Genomic DNA, 25,325 nt, shown 5'->3' with positions numbered 1-25,325 from the left:
AGAATCGGGAACGAAAATGTCCCACACATTCTTATGGTGTCCCACATGTCCCAAAAAAATTCACATAGAAGATTCTATGTACATTATTATCATACCATAATGTGTAAAATATACAAACAATATGATTGTAAAATTTAGTTATTTCTTTTGTAAATTCTCACTTAAGGTGGTTTCAATTGAATTATAGTCCACCTGTTCACAATTCAGCTGAATCCCGCCTATTTCGATTACTGGTATGGATAAATGATAGTTTTCTAGCCACGCATCATTCGTGTAAATATCGCGCTTTTCAATTTCAAAATCAAAATCAAGTTGAAACATTTCCAGTAATGCTTCAGCGTTATCACAAAGAGAACAGTTTTCTTTTGTGTATAATAAAACTTTTTCCATAAGGCACCTTCTATATATCATTTTCGTCCTAAGTATACAAAACTCTCCTCCTAATCGCAATTATCAGTAGCTAGTGCACCAAAGTTTCCTTGTTTTTTAGTTTTTTACAACAAAGACTCATACAAGTCGAAACCTCATTAAACCTGAACATACAAACATGGCCATTCTGTTATCAACTTTGTTATAACAGATACCTTTAAAGTAAAAAAGCCCAGCCATTGTCACGGGCTGGGCTTTAGTCATTAGTCATTTACCTGTTTTTACCTAACTCTCAAACGATCCCCTGGTTGGATAACATCGCTTGTCAATCCATTTAAGCTTTTGATGGTATCAACCGTAGTGTTATACTGTTGTGCAATTCCCCATAATGTTTCACCAGATTGGACTACGTGATAAACTGCTCCACCATTAACAATCAGAACTTGTCCAGGATAAATAGTATCATCCGTAAGGCCGTTTAAATCCTTTAATTGTTGTACTGTCATATTATGGGCTTGTGCAATACTCCACAATGTGTCACCAGGCTGAACTGTGTACGTACCTGTTCCGCCATTATCTTTTTTTCTTAATCCAAAATGAGAGGCAATTGCATCTGCTAGCGCCTTCCCTGTGTTATTCATAACAGTATCGTTTCGCATTTTGACAATATCGATAGTAGAATCCATAAATCCGCCTTCAATTAGTATTGCTGGCATATTGGATTCACGAAGCATATGGAAGTTTTCTGATTTAATACCACGATCTCGTAACCCCATTGCCCCTACAATTGCTGGATGAATTTTACTAGCTAATGCATAGCCGGAAGATGAACCTGGATAATAGTATGTTTCCGTTCCAGTCCAAGTACCCCATTGACCTGTGTTTGCGTTATGATGATAAGATACCAGAATATCAGCACCTTCACTATTTGCCTTGTTAGTTCGTGCCGTTAAAGATACATCTGTGTTTCCAGTAGGATCATCTAAGCGAATTATTGTTGCATTTTCATATTCATTAAGATATCTGGTAGCTGCAACTACTACTTTGTTGTTAAAATACCACTCTCGTTCACCATCCGGAGTTCTTTTCCCCGGTGTATTCATACCATGTCCTGCATCTAATGCGATTTTAACCATAAACAATCTCCTCCTAATTTTTTATATTAAAAAAGTGACTTGTCCATTTGAACTAGCCACTTATTTAATCAGTTGATTTTTTTAGTTCTTTCATATTTACATGATTACTTAAGCACATGAATGTGAGTCATAAGACAATCCACTAACATGTTGATACTGGCTTATCCTTAACTTAAGGGTGAGAGAATGCTTGTACAAATCCCCTACTATTACCGATGTTGTTAAATCATAGATATGGCTGCTAGGATTATAGGATTAGCTGAGCACAGAATAAAGGAATACTTATTCCCATTAATCTTCAACCTATAATCACCTCCACAAGCGAAATATAATAAAAAGCCCTTACTTAGGTGGCAAACGTTCTTCTATATCATCTAGTTTTGTAATTACGATGTCATACTTAGTGCTAAATCCTTTTAATATTTCATTTTGATCATTGATTGTTTGATAGAGTTTTTTTTCTCTTTCATTTGCTTCTTTTCTACTCGTATAAAATAGCCATACAAAAAGAACTGCAAATGGCCCCTGTGTAAGAAAATATTGAATTAAAGTTTCATCCATAAGTACCCCCTTTTATTACTTAAAATCATTAGCTCCGTCCAAAAATAGAATAACTCTTTTGATTCCTCTAACACTCTTATACCATTCCAATCCCTCCCGTCTCACACCATACACGTTCAACACTATTCCTTTTCATAGTATTAAAACTCCAATACTTTGATAAATCCTAAATCAGATTATAAGGCTCGTGTATGATCTTTTTTTTATGAAATAAAGAGCTTAAATCTGAAAAGCTCCTTTCACTTATTAAGAACTTCATACGACATCTGCACGACAAATTTTATCCTTCGCACGCTCAATATGTTTTTGAACTGTACTTCTACCAATATTTAATTCATTAGATATTTCTGCGTATGATAGCGCATAGACCGTATGCAATAAGAAGCATTGCCTTTGTCGTGGTGTCATTTCTGCTAGAATATTGATAATAGTACTCTTCTCTACTTGGTTTAATTTCCGTTCTTCGGGTATAATTTCCAGTGATGGAAACATGTCCATATCCTCTATTGCCATACGTTGATATGCTGCCTTTTTATCGATTCCACGTATTTTATTTGGCTCTCGACCAGTAGACATCCATTCAATCGCTTCTTGAATTGTTTCAATCATGCTATTAATTTGCGTCTTATCTAGCTGATCCAGTAATGAGTCTCCTAAATTGTTTTTCATGTTGAATAACGCCTGCTTACTCTGTTCATATTCTAGAATTAATTTATCCGTCCAATTTTCCGTTGATTTTCGACTCATCTAAACTCCTCCACAACGTTTCATATTTGTAAATACATAAAAATAAGGACACCAAACAATAGACTAGCTATCATTCAGTATCCTCCAGCTTACTGGTAGAACTATTTAAGCATTTCTTCTATAATTTCTTTATTAATCCTAGCTTCAAAGAATAAACTTAATACCCATTCAATAGCCACTCTATTGAATATGAAGCCATAATAATTCAGTCAAAATTCTTCCCCTTCATCAAACTTGATGCGCTTCACCTTCCCCTGATGTGTAATAATCTTCGTCTCACCATGTTCAGGTAAATAAGTTATCCTAGCTTTCCCTTGACAATACACTACAACAAATGGTTTATCTCTTTCATTGATATCGATAATTAATGCACCCTTCTTAATAGGTAGATCTTCTAATCTCATTCCATCTCCTCCCGATTGATAGTTAACCTGCTCGAATAAGCAGCCACTTATTACTTTTACCAATCAACATAGCTTGGCCACCTCCTTTTAGAAATGAGTTGCTCGTCTTGTGTTGTAACTTGACACTAAGATAATCTATTTCGTGTTAAATGTCAACACAAAATTAGATTTTTATTTATTTTTGTGTTGTTTTACGATACAATAAACTGTAAGACTAGGAATCAGTGGTGATCAATATGGTAGCTAACAATAATATTGGGGACTTTTTGAGGAACTATCGTAAGGAAAATAACGGCATGTCCTTACGAGCACTTTCCGAAAAAACTGGTATCAGTTTCTCTCATTTAAGTAAAATTGAACGCGGAGAGCATAATCCATCTAAACCCACCTTAAGATTATTAGCAAAAAAGCTTGAACTAGAATTAGACGACCTCTTCATTATGGCTGGATTTGCACCTGAGAAAAAAGGTAGTGAATTCGATCTGTTTTTTTCTAGTCAGGATCCTGAAGAACATCGGAGAGTTAATATCATGGAAAAAATTACCAGGGAATTCCATGATGCCGATTTAATGTTTAACGACCTTGCCAACATGACATCAGAGCAATTAGAAGAGGTTTATGAATTTATAAAATTTAAATTAAGTAAGAACAGGGAGAGTTAGTTTGTTTTACGAAAGGTAATTCCAACTAACAAAGAACACCTTTATTTTCGAGTAATACCACATCTAAAGAGAGCTATCAGGGTTAAACCAGGATTGGACTTTTAAGGGGTGCATAAATCTGCACTCCTCATCTTATACCACAAAATAGAACGTATATTCGTATTTAGGAGGATGGAAATGTATACGCATTTAGAAGATTTTGTTTTCAATTTATACAATAATTTATCCATTAGTCATCCTGAGCAATTAGATCTAGAGGATATTGCCATTAAACTCGGGATAAACCTTTATTATAGCTCCTCTACCTACAGATATGGTAATAGTATCATCCTTCAATATGATACCAAACAAAAACAATGGCAATTATTCGGACATGAAATATGTCATTTTTTAAGACACTTCGGTAACCAACTAACGATGAAAAAATCCTTTATGGACCTTCAAGAATGGCAAGCGAATCATTTTGCCTATCACTTTTGCGTTCCAACCTTTATGCTAGAAAAACTACACACACCTACGGTTACGGATATTATAAGCATATTTAATGTTGAATTCGATTTTGCACTCAGGAGGCTGGAAATGTATCAGAGTAAAATGATATTGGAGGGAGAAAAAATATGTTTGAGTATGTAACGTTTAAGTAAGGTTTGAAATCTGGTTAGTTGCCCACTTTTCTGTATAAAAAAGCAAGGGTAGAAATCACTCTCTATCCCTTGCTACTATTAATTTTGTAAAATGCCCCCAGAGGAATAGACCCGCGGCAAATTTGATAGGAATAAATAATAATATCACAATCAGAAATCCATACTTCAGAAAATCAAATGTTAAAAATTCAACTTGTTTTAAGAAAATGTTTCTAGAATTGATTTTTATAACTGTTCCTTGTTATTTGCTGCTTCCACATCTCGTTTAACATTTGAGTGTGCTCTCGCATCATCATTGCAGCCCATTTAAAACTTCCTCGATAGTTCATTCATATTATGCCCCCAATTTCTTTCTGACTGGTCCTGCTGAAAGGATATTCTCCAATTTAAACGTTCTAATCTTTTTACGCCAATAGCAAAAAGCCACAATAGATTCATCACGCATGCTAATTACACGGACAAACCTTTGGGTCACTTGACTTTTAGAGTCCATATAAAAGATAATGATTTTCTCTTTATTTTCGATGGAACGTAAGAATAATCCTTTCATCACAGACCACCCCCACAGAACATTTGTTCCTATTATATCATAAAACAAGAACGTGTATACCCCATATTCAGAAAAAATTAAGCTTAATTGAGTTTTTGCTTGGAGATGATTTTTGCAGAGTTAAATGGAAATCTAGTGGCACACCTTTTTAGGTACTGGAGTGCTTCCGAAAGTAGTTCAAGAACGATTGGAGTATAGTTCAATACAAAAAAACGTAGACATGTATTCTTATGTTATTTCAGGAATACAATAAATTGCAGCTATTATATACAAAATTCTTTATCTACGGCTAATTGGATAAAAAAAGCAAGGGAAGAAATCACTCTCTATCCCTTGCTACTATTAATTTTGTAAGACGCGCCCAGAGGGATTCGAACCCCCGGCAAACCTGGTACCGGAAACCAGTGCTCTATCCAGCTGAGCTATGGGCGCACAATATAGGATGGTCAAATAGAAAATCTGACACATAGGCTATTATAACGTTTGCGAACACAATTAACAAGTAATTTTAGTTGGAAAAGGTTTATTTCGTTGTGGTAAAGGGCATCATGAAAAGTATGATTTTTCCCTAATACATAATTTGAAATAATAGTCGAACGTTTTTGTTTGACCTTAATTGACCATTGTTATATGATGAAATTATCCAAAGATTGGATATATCCATAGAAAAGATTAAGGAGGAATTCCAATGAATTTAATACCTACAGTTATTGAACAAACAAATCGTGGTGAACGCGCATATGATATTTATTCCCGTTTATTAAAAGACAGAATCATTATGTTAGGAAGTGCAATTGATGATAATGTTGCAAATTCAATCGTTGCACAATTACTTTTCCTAGAAGCAGAAGATCCTGGGAAAGATATCTCTTTATACATTAATTCACCAGGTGGATCCATTACAGCTGGTATGGCAATTTATGATACAATGCAATTTATTAAATCTGATGTATCTACAATTTGTACAGGTATGGCTGCATCAATGGGTGCTTTCTTGCTTGCAGCTGGTGCTAAGGGGAAACGTTTTGCTTTACCGAACAGTGAAGTAATGATTCACCAACCATTAGGTGGTACTCAAGGTCAAGCAACTGACATTGAGATCCATGCTAGACGTATCATTCAAATGAGAGAAAACTTAAACAAAATTCTTTCAGAACGTACAGGTCAACCAATTGAAGTAATTAATCGTGATACTGAACGTGATAACTTCATGACAGCTGCTGGTGCAGTAGAATATGGTTTAATTGATAAAGTGTTAGAACGTAAGCCTGAATAATGAGAAGAGAGGGTGGATCCGAATGGATTCACCCTCATTTTCATTCATAATGTTATCTACTTCACATAGTAAGTTAATTAAAAAACTACTTTTTGCTAACAAATGATACTAAGTGATTTAGTGCCACTTCCTCATCAGAACCGTCAGCAATTAATTTAATGGACTCCCCAGTCGTAATTGCCAGACTCATTAACCCCATAATGCTTTTTGCATTTACTCGTTTACCCTCTTTCTCTAGAAATAAATGCGCAGCATATCGATTTGCTTCTTGCACAAACTGTGCAGCAGGTCTTGCCTGCAGCCCCGACTCAAGCTCAACTGTAACAACTCTCTCCACCATATTCTTCTCATCCTCCCCTATGTTAAGCAAAAACCAAATTGATGCATAATTAAAAAAATATTCATGATACACTATTATATCATGAATATTTTAAATGACAATTAAGTTAAGACAAAATTTCACCTTGTTTAATTTTTTCTGCAAATTCATCTATTTTCTTTAATCGATGATTTATACCCGACTTAGAAATTTTACCACTACTTACTAGCTCGCCAAGTTCTTTTAACGATACATCCTCGTGCTGAACACGTAATATCGCAACCTCGCGTAGCTTGTCAGGTAACGCTTCTAGACCAACGGTATTTTCAATCAATTTAATATTTTCAATTTGACGGAAAGCAGCACCAATCGTTTTATTCAGATTAGCTGTCTCACAGTTTACTAATCTGTTAACAGAGTTACGCATATCTCGAACAATTCGTACATCCTCAAATTTAAAAAGGGCATTATTCGCTCCAATAATACTTAAGAACTCGGTAATTTTCTCCGCTTCTTTCATGTAAACGATAAACCCCTTTTTCCTTTCCAATACTCTTGCACGTAACCCAAAGGAATTTAACAGTTCACTTAATGCATCATTATGTTCTTCATTCGTATTAGAAATTTCCAGGTGGTAAGAAGAAGTTTCTGGGTTATTAATTGAACCGCCAGCAAGAAAGGCTCCACGTAAATACGCTTTCTTGCAGCACTCTTTTTCTAAGTATTGAGAGGAAATATTTCGTACGAATGTATAGGAATCTTTCATAATCCCTAATTCCGTTAGCATTTCATGGACGTCTTCCTTTAATCGGACAATATAGACATTATTTTTTTTAAGCTTCATTTTCTTCCGAACTAATAGCTCAACAGGAATTGGGGAAAAGCTAGCCTTAATTAACGTGTAAATACGTCTAGCTATGGCTGCATTTTCTGTTTGAACATCTAAAGTATAACGAAAGTTTGATAAGGAAACTGTACCATTCATCCGAATTAAAGCAGCTAGTTCTGCATAGGAACAACAATCTTCATTTTCATAAGAAGTTAGTTCTTTTTTAATTTCAGAAGCAAAGGACATTATTTACCCTCCTTTACCTTATTTTTTAATTAATGAAAATAAAAGGTTAGCAATTTTTTCTGTATCATGGCGAATTGTTCCCCTTGAGTAATCAATTATATCGCCCTCTATAATTTCTAGTCCCATATCCAATAATCTTTCAACATCATAAACAACTGGTTCTGCATTTTCCCCAGCATAAATATCACGAATTTCGGGAGCGATTTTTTCTCTATTCACTACAACTGCATCAATTACATTATTTCCTACATGATTGATAATTGCTTGTACATGATCACTTGCTGAAAAGCCTGTAGTTTCCCCAGCTTGAGTCATCACGTTACAAACATAAACAATTTTAGCTTTCGCTTTTTGTAGAACTTCACCAATTTGAGGAATGATTAAGTTTGGCATAATACTAGTAAACAAGCTACCAGGTGAGATGACAATTAAATCTGCTGTTTCAATTGCTTTTATCGCATTTGGTAGTGGCGAAACATCTTCAGGATTCAAAAATACACGCTTTATTTCTTTACCTGATAATGGTATATTAGATTCCCCTTCCACAATTGATCCATCCTTCATCTCTGCACACAATGAAATATTCTCATTAGAAATAGGATAAATCTTCCCCTTTACGTTTAAAACCCTTGAAATCTCCTTAATTCCAGTATAAAAGTCTCCTGTGATAGAAGTCATTGCAGCTAATAGTAGGTTTCCCATGGAATGACCTGATAGATCATTTCCATCTGCAAATCGATGTTGAAATAGCTGTACTAACATCGGTTCAACTTCAGACATTGCTGCGATAACATTCCGAATATCGCCGGGTGCCGGAATAGCCAAGTCATTTCTAATTCTTCCAGTGCTACCACCATCGTCTGCAACTGTCACTAACGCTTTAAGTTTTATTGGGAGATTTTTAAGACCACGCAAAAGAACTGGCATCCCAGTTCCTCCGCCAATAACCACAATTCGTGGTAGATTCTGTTCTGTCATGATTTAATGGCCCTTTCTTTTTTCGATATCTCGATGGGTAACATGCGTAATATAATTACCTGCTAATTTTTTAGCAAAATACTCTGCCAAAGCAACAGAGCGATGTTGTCCACCTGTACAACCAATTCCAATTACAAGCTGTGACTTCCCTTCTTTTTTATATTGAGGAAGCATGAATTGCAATAAATCCAACACTTTTTCCTGGAATTTCTGTGTTTCTGACCACTTGAAAACATAGGAGGAGACATCCGGATTAAGACCTGTTAAAGGCTGTAAATTGGCAACATAATGTGGATTAGGAAGAAAACGCACATCAAACACTAGATCAGCATCAATTGGAATTCCATATTTAAAGCCGAAGGATACCATATTTACCGAGAAAATCTCCTGTTTCTCCTCGGAATAAAATTTAAGGATTTTTTCACGTAATTGACGTGGTTTCAAATTAGTTGTATCGATAACTTTATGTGCACGTCCTCGCATTTCATCGAGTATTTGACGTTCTTGTTTAATCCCTTTAAGTGGTAAATCTCCAATAGCCAAAGGATGGGAGCGTCTTGTTTCTTTATATCTTGTAACAAGCTTTTCATCGTTTGCATCAAGGAATAAGATGTGCTCATCTAACCACTCTTCTTCACTTAAAATATCAAGTGCTTCAAATAACGAATCAAAAAATTCTCTCCCACGAAGATCCATAACAAGTGCAACTTTATGAATATTATTTGTAGAATCTCGCATTAATTCTAAAAACTTCGGCAATAATGCAGGTGGTAAATTATCTACACAGTAGTAGCCTAAGTCTTCAAAACTTTGAATAGCGACGGTTTTACCGGCACCTGACATTCCAGTTATGATGACCATTTTTGTTTCTTGCTCAACATTTGTCATTTCCTTCACCCCATACCGTTCGCTTAAAGTATATAAAGCTACATCTCGAATGTAGCAAAAGTTTACACTACTATATCTATTATACATGTAATTAATTTAATGCTACAAGAAAATGATTATTTTTCCTGTTTTGATGATAAAGTGTAAATATTGAATAGTTGATTATATTATAGATGAAAAATTTTTTTGTACTAAGCGGCCCGAATACACGGAGACTCCTGCAGGGGGACAGGCCGAGGTGAGATCCCACAGGAGCTTTAGTTCCGAAGAAGCTCACCAGCTCGGTCCGCAGTTCTCGTAAGAAAAATAAAAAAAATACGCAGATGATATACATCTGCGCCAATAACTAATCTATCTATTAAAAAGGGGGTCAATTAGTTAATTATATTGTACCCCATAAATGTTTCGTGCGTGTTACAACAACGTTAAGATGTTTTTACTTTCAAAATTTACCTTAATTTTTCGCTTTTATTTTTTCTTCTAATTCCTCTATATATGCTTGAGCTGCTTGTGCAGCAATCGATCCATCACCGGTTGCCGTTACGATTTGTCTCAGCTTCTTGTCGCGAATGTCACCAGCTGCATAGATTCCAGGAATAGCAGTTTCCATGTTATCGTTAGTGACTACATATCCTTCATCATTTGTAATACCTAACGACTTAAATGGTTCACTTAATGGTACCATTCCAATATAAACAAATACACCATCAGCAGGCTTTTCATAAGTTTCACCGGTTACCAAGTCTTTTAGTGTAACACTGGAAACTTTACCTTCCGGACCATTGATTTTTTCTGCTGTTGTATTCCAAATGAAATCAACTTTTTCATTATCAAAAGCACGTTGTTGAAGGATTTTTTGTGCACGTAGCTCTTCACGGCGGTGTACAATAGTTACTTTACTAGCAAATTTAGTTAAGTAAACTCCCTCTTCAACAGCGGAGTCTCCTCCACCAATGACAATCAGTTCTCTTTCCTTAAAGAAAGCACCGTCACATACTGCACAATACGAAACACCGCGACCGCCTAATTCTTCTTCACCAGGAATGCCGAGTTTTTTATATTGGGCACCTGTAGCAATAATAAGTGCTTTCGTTTTAAAAACTTTTGAACCAGCATTGATTACTTTATAATCTCCTTCGTCCTCAACACTTTTTATATCACCATATGCATACTCAGCACCAAACTTCTTTGCATGCTCAAACATTTTATTAGATAAATCCGGTCCAAGAATATGATCATAGCCCGGATAATTCTCTACGTCTTCTGTATTTGCCATTTGTCCACCTGGAATACCACGTTCAATCATTAACGTATCCAAGTTAGCTCTAGATGCGTAAAGTGCTGCAGTCATACCTGCTGGACCTGCACCGGCAATAATTAAATCGTATATTTTTTCTTCGGACATGTTTAACGCCCCTTTCTAAAACAATTAGTACTCTATCTAAAGGGTATAAAATTTATCATTCCCCGTCTATTGAAATGCTCAAGAATTCCAAGGACCTTCTTCAGCTGATAATTTAGGATGTCTACGACAACCTTCTTCCCATAAGCTTAATGCCTTTGAAGGTTCACCTAAACGATAAGCTGTCATACTATACCAACGATAGTACGAAATATGACTTTTCACGATTCCTTTATCAAGCATACGAAAACGATTGTATGCTTCTTCAGATAATCCTGTTCGAGCTAACGTCACAGCAATACGTAATTTTTGTTGTTCATGCATCGGGTATATATTTAGTAATGCACCTATATGCTTTTCATATTCTCTTTCATTGCCTGTCTCATAATAAAAAACAGCTAGATTCGTATGACTGTATAAATTATTTGTATCTTCCTTAAATAATTCAAGCTCTTTTTCAATAGCTTCCTCTTTTCTACCTGAAAAGAAGAGTGCAAATGTATATTCATGATGAGCTATTTTATGCTCGGGAAAAAGTAAAATCATTTCCTCTAATAAAGCTAAAGCTTTATCCCATTCACTATTTTCTAAATGATGAAATACCGTCTCTTGATATACTAAGAGTTCATCCTCTTCATCAAGCTCCCAATCATCATCCTCCATGTCATCATCTATTTCAATTAACTGCAATAATGATTTAGCATCGTCACTAAAATCACCATCAGGTTCCTTATCTAAATATGACACAGCAAATTTCTTCGCATCATTTAAAAGTCCCAAGTGGGCATAATTATTTGCAAGTAAATAATAACAATCTACATATTGGTCACCTGTAGCTTGTAATACATTCGTTAAAATTTGATTTGCCTTATGAAAAGAACCGGTTTCTGTATAGATGATTGACATTTGACATTGGTATAATGGATTATCTGGGGCGGTTTCTACCGCTTTTGTTAACCATTTTAATGCAACATCAAACTTTCTTTTACGAAACGCTTCTACACCTTTTGCAAAATAGAAATCACCTGTAGGGATAAAAGGGATAACATTATTAGTTTGTGCTTGTTTTTCCTTTTTTTCTACTGGTTGCATGCATATCCCCCTATTTTTTCACATATCGCTAGAAGTATACCATACTTATAGGTGAAATTATATACTAAGTTTGGGATGTTACATAATAGCTAAGTAGTCATTAGAAAAAGCCTCCCCTAAAAATTTCATAGTGGGGAGACCTTTTTATTAACTAGTCGGTTCTACAGCCTCTTTCAGTAAAGTATCCAACTCTTTCGCAAAGTCGACGTTTCGTTCTGCGTTCCAATTTAATTTTTTTCTCATGTATTTAATCACACCTGCTTTATGTTCTCTAACCCAATTAATATTAAAAAATAAAGCACCCGTTCTTCTAATAAAGAAGTCGGTCGGTTTATAAACAAGTTCATTTTCTATGCTATAACAAAGCTGTGCAAAAACAACTGGGTCAATTCCTTCTTCCCTAGCTTCTAACTTATTCGTTTCAAACAACTCAAATACCTTTTCAACATTAGCCCCATATCTTTTGACTAATTGCCTGGCCACATTATATTCAATACCTAACAGCACTCCTTGATCTACTTTTTCCTTCAAAAACTTTTCAAATCCTTTTGAACCATTCACCTCCCCACCAGATATAGGAAGATGTTTCGTTACCGATTCCGTATACACATCTTTTAACTGCTTAACGACGGTATTAACCGCTTGTTCAGCCATTTTCCGATAACCTGTCAGCTTCCCACCTGCCATAGAAATCAATCCGGAGTTAGATATAAAAATTTCGTCCTTTCTCGAGATTTCACCTGGCTTTTTACCATCTTCAGCAATTAAAGGTCTTAATCCAGCCCAGCTTGATTCCAAATCTTCTGCCTTAATTTTAAGAGTAGGAAACATATAATTAATAGCATCTATAACATAATCTCGGTCTTCTCGGTTCATCGTTGGATGGGAAATGTCACCTTCATAAGTCGTATCAGTTGTACCTACATAGGTCTTTCCATCCCGAGGTATGGCAAAAATCATTCTGCCATCAGGTGTATCAAAGTAAATAGCCTGTTGTAAGGGAAATCTTTCTTGAGAAAATACTAGGTGAACACCTTTTGTTAATTGAAGATGTTTTCCTTGTTTGGAACCATCTAACTTACGCAACTTATCTACCCAAGGTCCACATGCATTTACGATTTTTTTCGCATAGATTTTATGGGTTTCCCCATTTGATTGGTCCTCTACTTCCACCCCAATTATCTTTCCAGTGTCATTGTAGATAAAGGAAGTCACTTTTGTATAATTAATCGCATAGGCTCCTTCTTCGACTGCTTTTTTTATGACTTCTATTGTTAAGCGTGCGTCATCAGTCTTATATTCCACATAAAAACCGGCACCTTTTAATCCATCCTTCTTTATCAATGGTTCCATCCGTAACGCATCTTTTGCAGATAACATTTTTCTCCGTTCCGATCGCTTAACTCCAGCTAAATAATCATAAAATCTAAGTCCAATATTCGTTGTTAACGGGCCAAATGTTCCCCCTTTGTGGAAAGGCAGAAGCATCCATTCTGGTGTTGTAACGTGAGGTCCATTTTCATATACAATAGCCCTCTCTTTGCCAACCTCTGCGACCATCTTAAATTCAAATTGCTTTAAATAACGAAGACCACCATGTACGAGTTTAGTTGAGCGACTTGACGTACCAGCCGCAAAATCCTGCATTTCTACAACAGCTGTTTTAAGTCCTCGAGTAACCGCGTCTAATGCAATTCCAGAACCTGTTATTCCTCCACCAATAATGAGTAAATCAAGATCTTCTTTTTTCATCGCTTCCAATATTTTTCTTCGATCGAAACTTGAAAAACTCCCCATTACCGTTCCCCCTTAAAATATTTATTAATACTAATCTATTAGTTAGTCCTTTCTTTTTAGAATGCATGTGGGAAAAATGCATTAAAAAAACCACAACCAACTAATGTAATTCTAATCATTAGTTGAATTGCGGTTCATTCTATCCTGGAGGAATTCTTTCGCACGATTCTCCATTTCTTCTTTTGTATAAATCATTTTCATTGGATTACCACCGACAAAAGCACCTGCTGGCACATCCTTATGGACTAGTGTTCCTGCAGAAACTATTGCACCATCGCCAATTGTAATACCGGGAAGAATTGTGCTATTAGCACCAATCATTACTTCATTACCAATGATGACTTCTCCTAATCGATACTCTTTAATTAAATATTCATGAGCTAATATCGTCGTGTTATAACCGATTACCGAATTGTCCCCGACGGTGATTTTTTCTGGGAACATGATATCTGGCATCACCATTAGCGCAAAAGCTGTTTTCTTGCCAACCTTCATACGCAAAAATACGCGATATAACCAATTTTTCATACTTAAAAAAGGAGTATATCTGGCAATTTGAATGACAACAAAGTTTTTAACTACCTTCCAAAAGGAGACAGTTTTATAAATTTGCCAAAGTGAATTATTTTCTTGGACAGGATGGCGTTCTGTGTTTCGCATACTTACACCTCAATGATTTCAATTAAATCCTTCATGTCCTGTAGCATATAAGTAGGATTATATTTTCTTAGCGCTTCCTCACCCTTAAGTGACCAGGAAACTCCAGCAGTTTTCACACCCGCGTTTTGACCTGACTCTATATCATGAGAATTATCTCCAATCATTAATGTTGTTTCTGGATCTGCATTTAAATATTTCATTGCAGTTAACACGGGTTCGGGGTGTGGCTTTGCGTTAGTAATATCATCTAAACCAATAATCGTATCAAAATAATCATAGATTCCTGTTAGCTTCATTCCTCTTATTGCTGTCTTACGCATTTTCGTTGTAACGATACCTAATTTTAATCCACTTTCTTTCAATAGTTCTAATGTATCTTTCACATTTGGAAAGGCTTTAACATAACTATCATGATGAGCAAGATTATGTTTTCGATATGTGGAAATCATAGCTTCCGCTTTATCTAGGTCAATTTTTTCAAACGTTGCTTGAAGTGGTGGACCATTAAAGGCTAGAATCTCCTCATGTGTATATTCCAAACCAAATTGTTTAAAAGTATGTCTAAAGGATTCATTAATTAATTCATTCGTATCAATTAAAGTTCCGTCCAAATCAAATAGTATGGTATGAATGTTCATTGGTGATTTCCTTTCTCTTACGCTCGTCTGCTCGTTTCCAAATGAAGGCTATAGTGATGGTTAAAACTGTTGCAGTTACTAACCTGATTAATAATAAGGGCCAAACCGGAATGCCTAATGGAATAAATATTAGTGTATCTTCCACTACTGCGTGACAGGAAACGAGAAAAATTAAAGCTAGCGTCATATCTTTCTTTGAAACACCGTCTTCCTTCACAGCTTGAATCATCAGACCTGCTCCATATGCAAGCCCAATAGTCAGTCCTGCCACTAATGTCATCGAAGTATTTTTTTCCATACCCAATACTTTTGTTATCGGAGCAAAGACATTGGATAGCTTTGTCAACCATCCTTTTTCCCTTAAAAATTGCATGATGACCATAAGCGGGATTACGATTATAGCTAACTGCGCAACGGCAAGTAATGCTGTAGTTATTCCGTGTATGCTAATCTCTAGCCAACCTGATAAATCGGTCGAATTATTAGAGATTAGTCCGTATTGCGCTTGCTCACTACCACCTTGCCAAACTAAGTTAATAATCGTTGCAGCAGTTAAGGCAAGCCCAATACGAACACTAATAATAATCCACCACTTAATTCCTACCTTTGAAGCCACTGCCGACTCGATAAATAAATTATGTGAGAATGAAAGCATGATCGCCATGATAAAAACTTCTTTCACCGTAAAATCAAAGGAAATAATAGCACCAATACTAGCGTATAAATTTAATGCATTACCTAGTACGAGAGGTACAGCGGCTTCCCCTGATAAACCTAGGAGTCCCATTAATGGACTAATTTTATCAATGATCCAGGGTAATACAGGAGTAAATTGTAAAACCGTAATGATCAAAGTAATTGGAAAAATGACCTTTCCTAACGTCCAGGTTGTTTGAAGTCCTTGCTTAAAACCTCGCATAATAATACCAGACATCTATCGTTTCCCTCTTTCTAAGGCTGCTATTTTTTCTTCTTAGACTTTTTATTTTTATCTGGCTTTTTCTTCCCTTCTACATCGTCATATCGCATTTTAACTGTTTTATAGCGATATATAATTAGACCAATAGCACCCACGATAATTAATATAGAGATAAATTGCGCAGTACGAAGATTATCTACAATGTATAAGCTATCTGTACGCATCCCTTCAATGAAGAAACGACCTACCGAATATGCTGCTAAGTAAATTAAGAATACTGTACCACGAACTAGATTTTTCCGACGTAACCATAATAGTAATATAAGTACTAAAATATTCCATAAAGATTCGTATAAGAACGTCGGATAATAGTGTGTTCCCTCTATACACATCTGATTCATAATAAAATCAGGTAGAAGGGTATAGTGCATATCGAGCACACCAGAATCTGTAATTGGTCCACCATGGGCCTCTTGATTCATAAAGTTACCCCAACGACCAATTGCTTGACCTAAAATTAAACTAGGTGCCGCAATATCTGCCAATTGCCAGAAAGGTACTTTTTTCACACGAGCAAACACTACAGCTGTTAATACCGCACCAATTAATGCGCCGTGTATTGCAATTCCACCTTCCCAAACCGCAAATACCTTCCACCATGGGCCACCGGCATAACGTTCCCACTCAAATGTCACATAGTAAATTCTTGCGAAAAGTATTGAAATTGGAATTGCAAAAACTACTAAATCTACGAACAAATCTTTTTTCAGTCCCAATCGATCCGATTCCCTCATTGCAATATAAAGACCAAGAAATGCTCCTGTAGCAATGATTACTCCATACCAATAGATTGGTAAAGAACCAATTTGTAGGAATACCCGATCAAGAGTTGGTGCATCACAACTCATATTCTCACTCCTGTTCCTTCTCTTGTACAATCATTTTTGATAATCGTTCCGAAAACTCTTCTGCCGCATTGACACCCATACGCTTTAAACGGAAGTTCATCGCTGCCACCTCAATAATAACTGCTAAGTTACGCCCTGGGCGAACCGGAATCGTTGCTTTCGGAAGCTCCACATCCATAATTTTCATTTTTTCTTCATCTAATCCTAATCGATCGTACTGCTTCTTCGGATCCCAAATTTCCAAGTTAATAATTAAAGATATCTTCTTATTACTACGTACGGCACCAGCACCAAATAATGTCATGACATTAATAATCCCAAGACCACGGATTTCTAGTAAATGCTCAATTAATGGTGGAGAATTTCCGATTAATGTATCATAATCCTCTTGGCGAATTTCAACACTATCATCAGCGACTAGTCGATGACCACGTTTTACTAGTTCTAGTGCCGTTTCACTTTTACCGACACCACTCTGGCCAGTGATTAATACCCCAACACCATAAATATCTACTAGCACCCCGTGAATTGCTGTAAACGGTGCAAACTTCGCCTCTAGGAAATTTGTCAGTCTACTTATAACCCTTGTTGTTTTCCTCGGAGAATGGAGAATTGGTACCCCAGAATTATTGGAAGCATCAATCATCACCTGAGGAATTGTCATGCCTCTCGTTACAACAATACCCGGTGTAATATCAGTACAGATTTTTTCCATTCTATCTTGCTGCTCTTCCAGGCTTAAATCCAGAAAATAAGTCATTTCTGTTTTACCAATTAACTGCAATCTTTCTTTTGGGTAATACTTAAAATATCCCGTCATTTCAATACCAGGACGAGAAATATCACTTGTTGTAATTTCTCTATGTATGCCTTCCTCACCAGCTACTAACTCTAAATTGAAGTTTTCCAGCAATTCTTTAGTACGTACGATTGTTGTCATTTACCTTTCCTCCATTAGCAGTCCTAACTGCTTCCCATTGTAGCATATTTTTATAAAAGGAAGGAAAAAAGATGTACTAGTGTTCAGGTTGTTAAAAGAAAAAAAGCATAGGGTGTACCTCCTATGCTTAGCGTATACATTATGAAGTTAATGTATCTTTAACTAGTCTATTAAGTAGTAAGTTTAGAATAGATAGAATAACAGCTGCCAGAAGTGCTGTACCAAATCCCTCTATCACAAAAGAATCCCCAATCACTCCTTGCGTAATCATTAATGTTACCGCATTAATGACAAACAAGAATAGCCCTAATGTTAATATGGTAAAAGGTAAAGTTAAAATCACTAGAATTGGTTTAACAATTACATTAAGCACCGCTAATATGAATGCGGCTAAAAGCGCTGTACCAAATCCCTCCAAATGAAAGGAATCAAAAAGCTGCGCCACTACAATTAACGCAATAGCATTTAAAACTAGAGACAATATCCCTCGCAAAAACATTATACCCACCACCCTTCATATCCTTACATGATAATCTATTCTACATAAAAACAGATTCTCCTTCTTATGGTTGTCTCTTTTTAATAGTTGAGTGGGGGTATCTACTTTGTGTTTGGGCGCATGCTATTTGGGGTCGGGTCCATCCGTTAGACTTTTGGACTCATGTTATTCAGGGGCGGGCGCTTCTTTTTGACCTTTGGGCTCATCCGATTCGAGGTGGGCACATCCAATAGACTTTTGGGCTCATGTTATTCAGGGGCGGGCGCTTCTTTTTGTCTTTTGGGCTCATGAGACTACGGGTCGGGTGCATCTTTTGGACTTTTGGGCTCATCCGATTCGAGGTGAACACATCCAATAGACTTTTAGGCGCATGTTATTCAGGGGCGGGCGCTTCTTTTTGTCTTTTGGGCTCATGAGACTACGGGGTGGGCGCTTCTTTTGGACTTTTGGACTCATCCAATTCGAGGTGGGCACATCCAACAGACTTTTGGGCTCATGTAATTCAGGGGCGGGTGCATCTATTTGGCTTTTGGACTCATCCGATTCGAGGTGGGCACATCCTCTTCGTGTTTGGGTTCATGTGACTGGGGGTTGGGTGCATCTACTTCAGGCTTGGACTCATGTGAACCCGATAGCTCGTGAATATAGGTTGATGTAACTTCAGAATGGTGGAAGCAGTCCCACTGTACCAATCCACTTCAACATCCCCGCAGCAACGCTAAACCCAAAAAATCCCCTGCACTACATAGCGCAGGGGATTCAATTTAAAATTTCCAAATATAAAATGACTCAAAACCTAATCGTTCTTTTGCTTGTTCTTTCAAATCATCGCTCAAGTCCTCACTTTGATTCCAGCTACGGATAACACCACTAGCTTGAGATTGATGGCAAAGGATTGCTTCCATTTTTTTATCAAAATTATCTCGAACGTCCTTAATAACATCTGGTTTACCTAAGTCCTCAATGTGGGTACGTGTAATCGCCTGTGCCCATACGATAGGACGTTTTTCTGGATTCATTAAGCGAACTGCTTCAATAGCTGCAGCACCAAGTGCATTATGATCTGGATGTACAGCATGGTCTGGATAGTGGGTAATGACAAGGGTTGGTTCTATTTCGTCTAAAATACTTTTTAAATGAAGAGCTACTTCATTACGATCTTCATATTCTAACGTCTTGTCCCGATATCCTAAAAGACGTAACTCCATATCTAACACTCTACTAGCTTCGGTAATTTCTTTTTTTCTGATTTCTGGTAGTGTTTCACGGTTAGCGAAAGTTGGGTTACCCATATTTCTTCCCATTTCACCTAATGTTCCGCAAAGATATGTTACCGGAACACCTTGCTCACGAAATTCTGCAATCGTCCCAGCCGCTCCGAATGATTCATCATCTGGATGTGGATAGATGACAACAACATGTTTATGTTTTTCCATTTTGTTCACCCTTCTTTCTCGTACCAATTAGTAATTAAACGGTGTTTCACTAATTTGTAAAGCAACCATTAAACGCCCTTCACGATCGTGTCCAGCCATTAACAGTTTCTCACCTTCGTGAATTGTCCAATCCGTTAATCCTTCCGCGTAAATCCACCCGATATCCATTTTTAAACCTGCACGATAGGTCTTACCATCTCCAACTATTTTAGCTTGATTAAAACGTACTTTTGCATTGCGTATATAAGCTCCTACATTATATGCTTTCTCATTAACATGACTTGCGTATGCGCCATTTGTCGTTTCTAAATGAACATAAACATCTTTTCCAACGAAGCTTTCAAGCTTATCTTGGACTTTATCAAGCTCAATCGGTTTCATAGTCTTCCTCCTAGTACATTTCTACTTTTTACATTACCGAAATGAACATAGTACGTCAAAAATAACGCTTAGATAAGGAAAAGGATGTCTCAGACAGATTCTGAGACATCCATAATTATTTCGTACTAACCTTCTCTTTCGATTTTAATTCATCTTCTTGTCTTTTTCTATCTCGTTCAAGTACTGGTTTTAAATATCGACCAGTATAAGAAGCTTGATGTTCAGCAATTTGCTCTGGAGTTCCTGTTGCTATGATTTGACCGCCACCAGCACCACCTTCAGGACCTAGATCAATTAGATAGTCAGCCGTCTTTATAACATCGAGATTATGTTCAATGATGAGTACCGTATCACCATTATCAACTAATCTTTGTAAGACCTTTAATAACCTGCTAATATCATCCACATGAAGACCAGTAGTTGGCTCGTCTAGAATGTACATTGTTTTACCATTAGTCCGGCGATGGAGTTCACTCGCAAGCTTCACGCGTTGCGCTTCCCCACCAGATAATGTTGTGGCTGGTTGACCAAGTCTAACATAACCTAATCCAACATCCACAATCGTTTGGATCTTACGCTTGATTTTAGGGATATTGGCAAAGAACTCTAATGCTTCCTCTATGGTCATATTCAACACTTCAGCAATACTTTTCCCTTTATATTTTACTTCTAATGTTTCCCTGTTGTAACGCTGCCCATGACATACTTCACACGGGACATAGACATCAGGTAAGAAGTGCATTTCAATTTTAATTATCCCGTCACCTTTACAAGCCTCGCAACGGCCACCCTTGACATTAAAGCTAAAACGTCCCTTTTTATATCCACGGATCTTCGCTTCATTAGTAGATGCATATACGTCACGAATATCATCGAATACACCTGTATACGTTGCAGGGTTTGATCTTGGTGTACGTCCTATTGGCGATTGATCGATGTTGATGACTTTTTCTAAGTGCTCTAATCCTTTAATTTCCTTATGCACACCGGGAATTTGTTTACTACGGTTAAGTTCTCTTGATAGTGATTTAAAGATGATTTCATTAACGAGAGAGCTTTTACCTGATCCAGACACTCCTGTTACAACGTTAAACAGTCCAACTGGAACTTTTACTGATACATTTTTCAAGTTATTTTCCTTTGCTCCGACTACTTCAATAAAACGTTTATCTGGTTTTCTTCTCTCAACAGGTAATGGTATATATTTTTTGCCAGAAAGGTACTGACCAGTTAGTGATTTTTTACTTTTCATCACTTCTTCCGGTGTACCACTAGCCACGATTTGTCCCCCATGTTCTCCTGCACCTGGACCAATATCAATTAGCCAATCTGCTGCTAACATCGTATCTTCATCATGTTCCACGACAATTAGTGAGTTATCTAAATCGCGCATTCCTTTTAATGCTTCAATTAACTTATCATTGTCACGTTGATGAAGACCGATAGACGGCTCATCTAGCACATAAAGAACACCTGTTAAGGCAGAACCGATTTGGGTAGCTAGACGAATTCGTTGTGCCTCTCCACCTGAAAGCGTCCCAGCAGTACGGGATAAAGTAAGATAATCTAGTCCTACATTATTTAAGAAATCTAAACGATTATTAATTTCTTTTATTAGTAACTTAGCAATTTGCTTTTCTTTTTCACTAAGATTTAATTCTTGGAAAAAGTTCATAGCATCTGTAATGGAAAAATCTGTTACGTTGCTAATATGAAGACCGTCAATTTTAACCGCCAACGCTTCTTCTTTTAAACGATGCCCCTTACATGTCGGACAATGTTTTTGAGCCATATATTTTTCCAGACTTTCACGAACGTAATCCGAGGATGATTCTTTATACCGGCGGGCAATATTATTTACAACCCCCTCAAATTGAATCATTCCATTGCGTGTATGTCCAAAGTCACTTTTAAAGTAGAAATGAATTTTTTCATTACCACTCCCATATAAAATTTTGTCCATTTGTTCTTTCGGGATATCTTTTACAGGTATATCCATATCAATGTCAAAATGTTCACATACACTTTTTAGAAGCTGTGGGTAATATTGAGAGCTTACCGGCTCCCATGCAGTAATTGCATTGTCATTTAACGTTTTATCCCAATCCGGAATAACTAAGTCCACATCAACTTCTAAATTGGTTCCAAGTCCATCACAGGTTGGACATGCACCAAATGGGCTGTTAAAAGAGAATAATCTAGGCTCTAGTTCGCCAATGGAAAATCCACATATAGGACAAGCATGATTCTCACTAAATATAAGCTCCTCTTCATCCATTACATCTACTACAACTTTTCCTTCACCGAGCTTTAGCGCTGTCTCTAATGAATCACTAAGTCTTGCTTCAATACCGTGTTTCACAACCAATCTGTCGACTACTACTTCAATTGTATGTTTTTTATTTTTTTCTAGTTTAATATCTTCTGTAACCTCTCGCATTTCTTTATCAACACGAATACGAACAAAGCCTTCTTTTTTCAGGTTTTCTAATACTTTTACATGTTCTCCTTTTCTACCAGATACAACTGGTGCTAGAAGCTGCATTTTCGTTCTTTCTGGGTATTCCATAATACGGTCAACCATTTGCTGAACCGTTTGTGAGGAAATTTCAATCCCATGGTTAGGACATACTGGATGCCCAATTCTAGCGTATAAAAGTCGTAAGTAATCATATATTTCGGTTACCGTTCCAACTGTTGAACGTGGATTTCTACTTGTTGTTTTTTGATCAATCGCAATTGCTGGAGATAACCCATCAATAGTATCAACATCCGCCTTATCCATTTGACCTAAAAACTGACGAGCGTATGCAGATAACGACTCTACATAACGTCTTTGCCCTTCAGCGTAAATCGTATCAAAGGCTAGCGACGATTTCCCGGAACCAGATAGACCTGTTACAACTACTAGTTTGTTTTTGGGTATCGATATATCAATATTTTTTAAATTGTGTGCCCGTGCACCTTTAATATCAATCATTTTACTTGGCATTTATTGGTCATCCTTCCGCTTTAAGTTCAAATAATATATCTCTAAGTTCCGCAGCCTTTTCAAAGTCAAGCGCTTTGGCAGCTTCTCGCATTTCTTTTTCCATACTTTCGATAACCTTTTCTCTTTCTTTCTTCGTAAGCTTTGCTAGACTCTTTGATTTTTCCTCATATTCTGCACCATCTTCAGAAGCAACGGTTGCTCGTATAATATCTCGAACGTCCTTCTTAATCGTTGTCGGCGTAATATTATGTTTTTCATTGTATTCCATTTGAATTTTACGTCGGCGTTCCGTCTCTTCAATCGCCTTTTGCATGGAATCCGTTATCTTATCCGCGTACATAATAACTTGGCCGTTCGCGTTACGTGCGGCACGTCCCATCGTCTGAATAAGGGACCGTTCTGAGCGTAAGAAACCTTCTTTGTCAGCATCTAAAATAGCCACTAATGAAACTTCCGGAATATCTAATCCTTCTCGTAGTAAATTAATTCCAATCAGAACATCAAATTTACCTACACGAAGGTCACGAATTACTTCAATTCGCTCTAATGTTTTAATTTCACTATGCAAGTAAGCAACTTTGATTCCTATTTCCTTTAGATAATCTGTTAAATCCTCAGACATTTTCTTCGTTAATGTAGTTACTAACACACGTTCATTTTTCGCTGTCCGAGCATTAATTTCAGCGATTAAGTCATCAATCTGTCCTTCAATTGGACGAACTTCTACTTTCGGATCGAGTAAACCAGTAGGTCGAATAATTTGCTCGGTCATTTGTGGTGTATGTTCTAGCTCATAAGGACCAGGTGTTGCAGAAACAAAAATAATTTGTTTTACTTTCTTATCAAATTCGTCAAACTTAAGTGGTCTGTTATCTAACGCCGAAGGTAAGCGGAAACCGTGGTCAACTAAAACTTGCTTACGAGCTTGGTCGCCATTATACATCCCACGAATTTGCGGCAACGTAACATGAGATTCATCCACAACTACTAAAAAGTCTTCAGGAAAATAATCTAATAAAGTATAAGGTGTTGCACCAGATTCTCGTAAAGTTAGATGTCTTGAATAGTTTTCGATTCCAGAGCAAAAACCCATCTCTCGCATCATTTCTAAATCATAATTTGTTCTTTGTTCTAAACGTTGTGCTTCTAATAATTTATTTTGACTACGAAGCTCTTCTAAGCGTTCTTCCAATTCCTTTTCAATGTTGGCAATAGCTAGCTTTAACTTTTCTTCACGTGTTACGAAGTGGGAAGCAGGAAATATTGCAACATGCTCTCTGTCTCCAATAATTTCACCAGTTAAAGCATCAACTTCTCGAATCCTATCAATTTCATCACCAAAAAATTCAATACGTAAACAGTGTTCTTCACGGGAAGCAGGAATAATCTCTACAGAATCACCACGAACACGGAACGTCCCGCGTTGGAAGTCGATATCATTTCGTGCATACTGTATATCTACTAAATCACGAAGGAGTTGGTCACGATCTTTTTCCATTCCCATGCGAAGGGATAGCACTTGTGCACTATATTCTTCAGGATTACCTAAGCCATATATACAAGAAACACTCGCCACAATTAATACATCATTACGCTCAAAAAGGGCAGAAGTAGCTGAGTGCCTTAATTTATCAATTTCATCATTAATACTGGCATCTTTTTCAATAAACGTATCGGTGGAAGGGACATATGCCTCTGGTTGATAATAATCATAATAGCTAACAAAATATTCTACAGCATTATTAGGAAAAAATTCCTTGAATTCACTATACAATTGACCTGCCAATGTTTTATTATGAGCAATGACTAAAGTCGGTCGATTTATTTCTTTTACTACATTAGATATAGTAAATGTCTTACCAGTACCTGTTGCTCCTAGCAATGTTTGATGGCGCTGACCAGCAAGCACCTTATCGACTAATTCTTGAATCGCTTTTGGTTGGTCTCCTTTTGGCTCGTATTTTGAAACTAATTCAAATTTATTATTTTCCATGTTCTCCCTCCATCCTTTAACCTACAAATAAGTGTACCATAATCTACCATATATTTTAA

Annotated in this window: 26 protein-coding genes and 1 tRNA gene; 3 read left to right on the top strand and 24 right to left on the bottom strand. The window is 36.7% G+C overall.

Annotation, left to right across the window (positions count from 1 at the left end; translation table 11 throughout):
* Positions 1 to 138: 138 nt before the first annotated feature.
* From AB1K81_RS13675 to AB1K81_RS13655, 5 genes are all read right to left on the bottom strand, one after another.
* On the bottom strand, positions 139 to 390 hold the full coding sequence (locus AB1K81_RS13675) for a glutaredoxin family protein (RefSeq protein WP_412977211.1): 252 nt from the start codon (positions 388 to 390) through the stop codon (positions 139 to 141).
* A 260-nt stretch (positions 391 to 650) separates the two neighbouring features.
* A complete protein-coding gene (locus AB1K81_RS13670; protein WP_412977210.1) occupies positions 651 to 1,505 on the bottom strand; it encodes an N-acetylmuramoyl-L-alanine amidase family protein in 855 nt (284 codons plus the stop codon).
* 342 nt (positions 1,506 to 1,847) lie between these two features.
* Positions 1,848 to 2,066, bottom strand: a complete 219-nt coding sequence (locus AB1K81_RS13665) for a BhlA/UviB family holin-like peptide (RefSeq protein WP_412977209.1) — start codon at positions 2,064 to 2,066, stop codon at positions 1,848 to 1,850.
* Between the two features lie 255 nt (positions 2,067 to 2,321).
* Entirely contained in the window at positions 2,322 to 2,813 is a 492-nt protein-coding gene (locus tag AB1K81_RS13660; protein WP_412977208.1) for a sigma-70 family RNA polymerase sigma factor, read from the bottom strand.
* A 209-nt stretch (positions 2,814 to 3,022) separates the two neighbouring features.
* A complete protein-coding gene (locus tag AB1K81_RS13655; protein WP_412977207.1) occupies positions 3,023 to 3,217 on the bottom strand; it encodes an XtrA/YqaO family protein in 195 nt (64 codons plus the stop codon).
* A 236-nt stretch (positions 3,218 to 3,453) separates the two neighbouring features.
* On the opposite strand from AB1K81_RS13655, the gene AB1K81_RS13650 reads away from it, so the two are divergent.
* Together AB1K81_RS13650 and AB1K81_RS13645 are read left to right on the top strand one after the other, a co-directional pair.
* Entirely contained in the window at positions 3,454 to 3,879 is a 426-nt protein-coding gene (locus tag AB1K81_RS13650; RefSeq protein ID WP_412977206.1) for a helix-turn-helix domain-containing protein, read from the top strand.
* Between the two features lie 177 nt (positions 3,880 to 4,056).
* On the top strand, positions 4,057 to 4,512 hold the full coding sequence (locus tag AB1K81_RS13645; RefSeq protein WP_412977205.1) for an ImmA/IrrE family metallo-endopeptidase: 456 nt from the start codon (positions 4,057 to 4,059) through the stop codon (positions 4,510 to 4,512).
* Positions 4,513 to 4,857: 345 nt separating this feature from the next.
* Here AB1K81_RS13645 and AB1K81_RS13640 read toward each other — a convergent pair whose 3' ends face one another.
* Both AB1K81_RS13640 and AB1K81_RS13635 read right to left on the bottom strand, forming a co-directional pair.
* Positions 4,858 to 5,073: a hypothetical protein gene (locus AB1K81_RS13640; protein ID WP_412977379.1), complete on the bottom strand. Its 216-nt coding sequence runs from the start codon at positions 5,071 to 5,073 to the stop codon at positions 4,858 to 4,860.
* Positions 5,074 to 5,429: 356 nt separating this feature from the next.
* A tRNA-Arg gene (locus AB1K81_RS13635) sits at positions 5,430 to 5,505 on the bottom strand.
* 256 nt (positions 5,506 to 5,761) lie between these two features.
* Between AB1K81_RS13635 and clpP the strand changes: the two genes are divergently transcribed.
* Positions 5,762 to 6,349, top strand: coding sequence for an ATP-dependent Clp endopeptidase proteolytic subunit ClpP (clpP, locus tag AB1K81_RS13630; RefSeq protein WP_412977204.1), 588 nt, complete (start codon positions 5,762 to 5,764; stop codon positions 6,347 to 6,349).
* A gap of 85 nt (positions 6,350 to 6,434) precedes the next feature.
* Here the strand turns inward: clpP and AB1K81_RS13625 are convergent, their stop codons facing one another.
* The 17 genes from AB1K81_RS13625 to uvrB form a co-directional block, all read right to left on the bottom strand.
* A complete protein-coding gene (locus AB1K81_RS13625; RefSeq protein ID WP_412977203.1) occupies positions 6,435 to 6,689 on the bottom strand; it encodes an HPr family phosphocarrier protein in 255 nt (84 codons plus the stop codon).
* Positions 6,690 to 6,795: 106 nt separating this feature from the next.
* The gene (gene whiA, locus AB1K81_RS13620) at positions 6,796 to 7,743 is read right to left on the bottom strand and encodes a DNA-binding protein WhiA (protein WP_412977202.1); all 948 of its coding nucleotides are present in this window, start codon (positions 7,741 to 7,743) and stop codon (positions 6,796 to 6,798) included.
* An 18-nt stretch (positions 7,744 to 7,761) separates the two neighbouring features.
* Positions 7,762 to 8,721 (bottom strand): gluconeogenesis factor YvcK family protein, encoded by a 960-nt coding sequence (locus tag AB1K81_RS13615; protein WP_412977201.1) that lies wholly within the window; start codon positions 8,719 to 8,721, stop codon positions 7,762 to 7,764.
* A 3-nt stretch (positions 8,722 to 8,724) separates the two neighbouring features.
* Positions 8,725 to 9,609, bottom strand: coding sequence for an RNase adapter RapZ (rapZ, locus tag AB1K81_RS13610; RefSeq protein WP_412977200.1), 885 nt, complete (start codon positions 9,607 to 9,609; stop codon positions 8,725 to 8,727).
* A gap of 454 nt (positions 9,610 to 10,063) precedes the next feature.
* Positions 10,064 to 11,014, bottom strand: a complete 951-nt coding sequence (trxB, locus tag AB1K81_RS13605; protein ID WP_412977199.1) for a thioredoxin-disulfide reductase — start codon at positions 11,012 to 11,014, stop codon at positions 10,064 to 10,066.
* 78 nt (positions 11,015 to 11,092) lie between these two features.
* Positions 11,093 to 12,103, bottom strand: coding sequence for a tetratricopeptide repeat protein (locus AB1K81_RS13600; protein ID WP_412977198.1), 1,011 nt, complete (start codon positions 12,101 to 12,103; stop codon positions 11,093 to 11,095).
* Positions 12,104 to 12,250: 147 nt separating this feature from the next.
* Positions 12,251 to 13,900, bottom strand: a complete 1,650-nt coding sequence (locus AB1K81_RS13595; RefSeq protein ID WP_412977197.1) for a glycerol-3-phosphate dehydrogenase/oxidase — start codon at positions 13,898 to 13,900, stop codon at positions 12,251 to 12,253.
* Positions 13,901 to 14,011: 111 nt separating this feature from the next.
* The gene (locus AB1K81_RS13590; protein ID WP_412977196.1) at positions 14,012 to 14,560 is read right to left on the bottom strand and encodes an acyltransferase; all 549 of its coding nucleotides are present in this window, start codon (positions 14,558 to 14,560) and stop codon (positions 14,012 to 14,014) included.
* Between the two features lie 2 nt (positions 14,561 to 14,562).
* On the bottom strand, positions 14,563 to 15,198 hold the full coding sequence (gene ppaX, locus AB1K81_RS13585) for a pyrophosphatase PpaX (RefSeq protein WP_412977195.1): 636 nt from the start codon (positions 15,196 to 15,198) through the stop codon (positions 14,563 to 14,565).
* On the bottom strand, positions 15,173 to 16,132 hold the full coding sequence (locus AB1K81_RS13580; RefSeq protein WP_412977194.1) for a nucleoside recognition domain-containing protein: 960 nt from the start codon (positions 16,130 to 16,132) through the stop codon (positions 15,173 to 15,175). The genes ppaX and AB1K81_RS13580 overlap by 26 nt, the downstream gene beginning before the upstream one ends.
* A gap of 26 nt (positions 16,133 to 16,158) precedes the next feature.
* Positions 16,159 to 17,025 (bottom strand): prolipoprotein diacylglyceryl transferase, encoded by an 867-nt coding sequence (lgt, locus tag AB1K81_RS13575; RefSeq protein WP_412977193.1) that lies wholly within the window; start codon positions 17,023 to 17,025, stop codon positions 16,159 to 16,161.
* 4 nt (positions 17,026 to 17,029) lie between these two features.
* Positions 17,030 to 17,965: an HPr(Ser) kinase/phosphatase gene (gene hprK / locus AB1K81_RS13570; RefSeq protein WP_412977192.1), complete on the bottom strand. Its 936-nt coding sequence runs from the start codon at positions 17,963 to 17,965 to the stop codon at positions 17,030 to 17,032.
* Positions 17,966 to 18,104: 139 nt separating this feature from the next.
* Positions 18,105 to 18,464, bottom strand: coding sequence for a phage holin family protein (locus AB1K81_RS13565; protein WP_412977191.1), 360 nt, complete (start codon positions 18,462 to 18,464; stop codon positions 18,105 to 18,107).
* Positions 18,465 to 19,228: 764 nt separating this feature from the next.
* Positions 19,229 to 19,900: a bacillithiol biosynthesis deacetylase BshB2 gene (bshB2, locus tag AB1K81_RS13560; RefSeq protein ID WP_412977190.1), complete on the bottom strand. Its 672-nt coding sequence runs from the start codon at positions 19,898 to 19,900 to the stop codon at positions 19,229 to 19,231.
* A gap of 27 nt (positions 19,901 to 19,927) precedes the next feature.
* Positions 19,928 to 20,281, bottom strand: a complete 354-nt coding sequence (locus tag AB1K81_RS13555) for a YojF family protein (protein WP_412977189.1) — start codon at positions 20,279 to 20,281, stop codon at positions 19,928 to 19,930.
* 115 nt (positions 20,282 to 20,396) lie between these two features.
* On the bottom strand, positions 20,397 to 23,273 hold the full coding sequence (gene uvrA, locus AB1K81_RS13550) for an excinuclease ABC subunit UvrA (RefSeq protein ID WP_412977188.1): 2,877 nt from the start codon (positions 23,271 to 23,273) through the stop codon (positions 20,397 to 20,399).
* A 7-nt stretch (positions 23,274 to 23,280) separates the two neighbouring features.
* Complete coding sequence (gene uvrB / locus AB1K81_RS13545) at positions 23,281 to 25,266, bottom strand: excinuclease ABC subunit UvrB (RefSeq protein WP_412977187.1); 1,986 nt, start codon at positions 25,264 to 25,266, stop codon at positions 23,281 to 23,283.
* Positions 25,267 to 25,325 lie beyond the last annotated feature (59 nt).

The sequence above is a fragment of the Ornithinibacillus jepli genome (assembly GCF_047228935.1).
GTDB lineage: Bacteria > Bacillota > Bacilli > Bacillales > Amphibacillaceae > Ornithinibacillus.
This window is presented reverse-complemented; position numbering and strand designations above follow the sequence as displayed.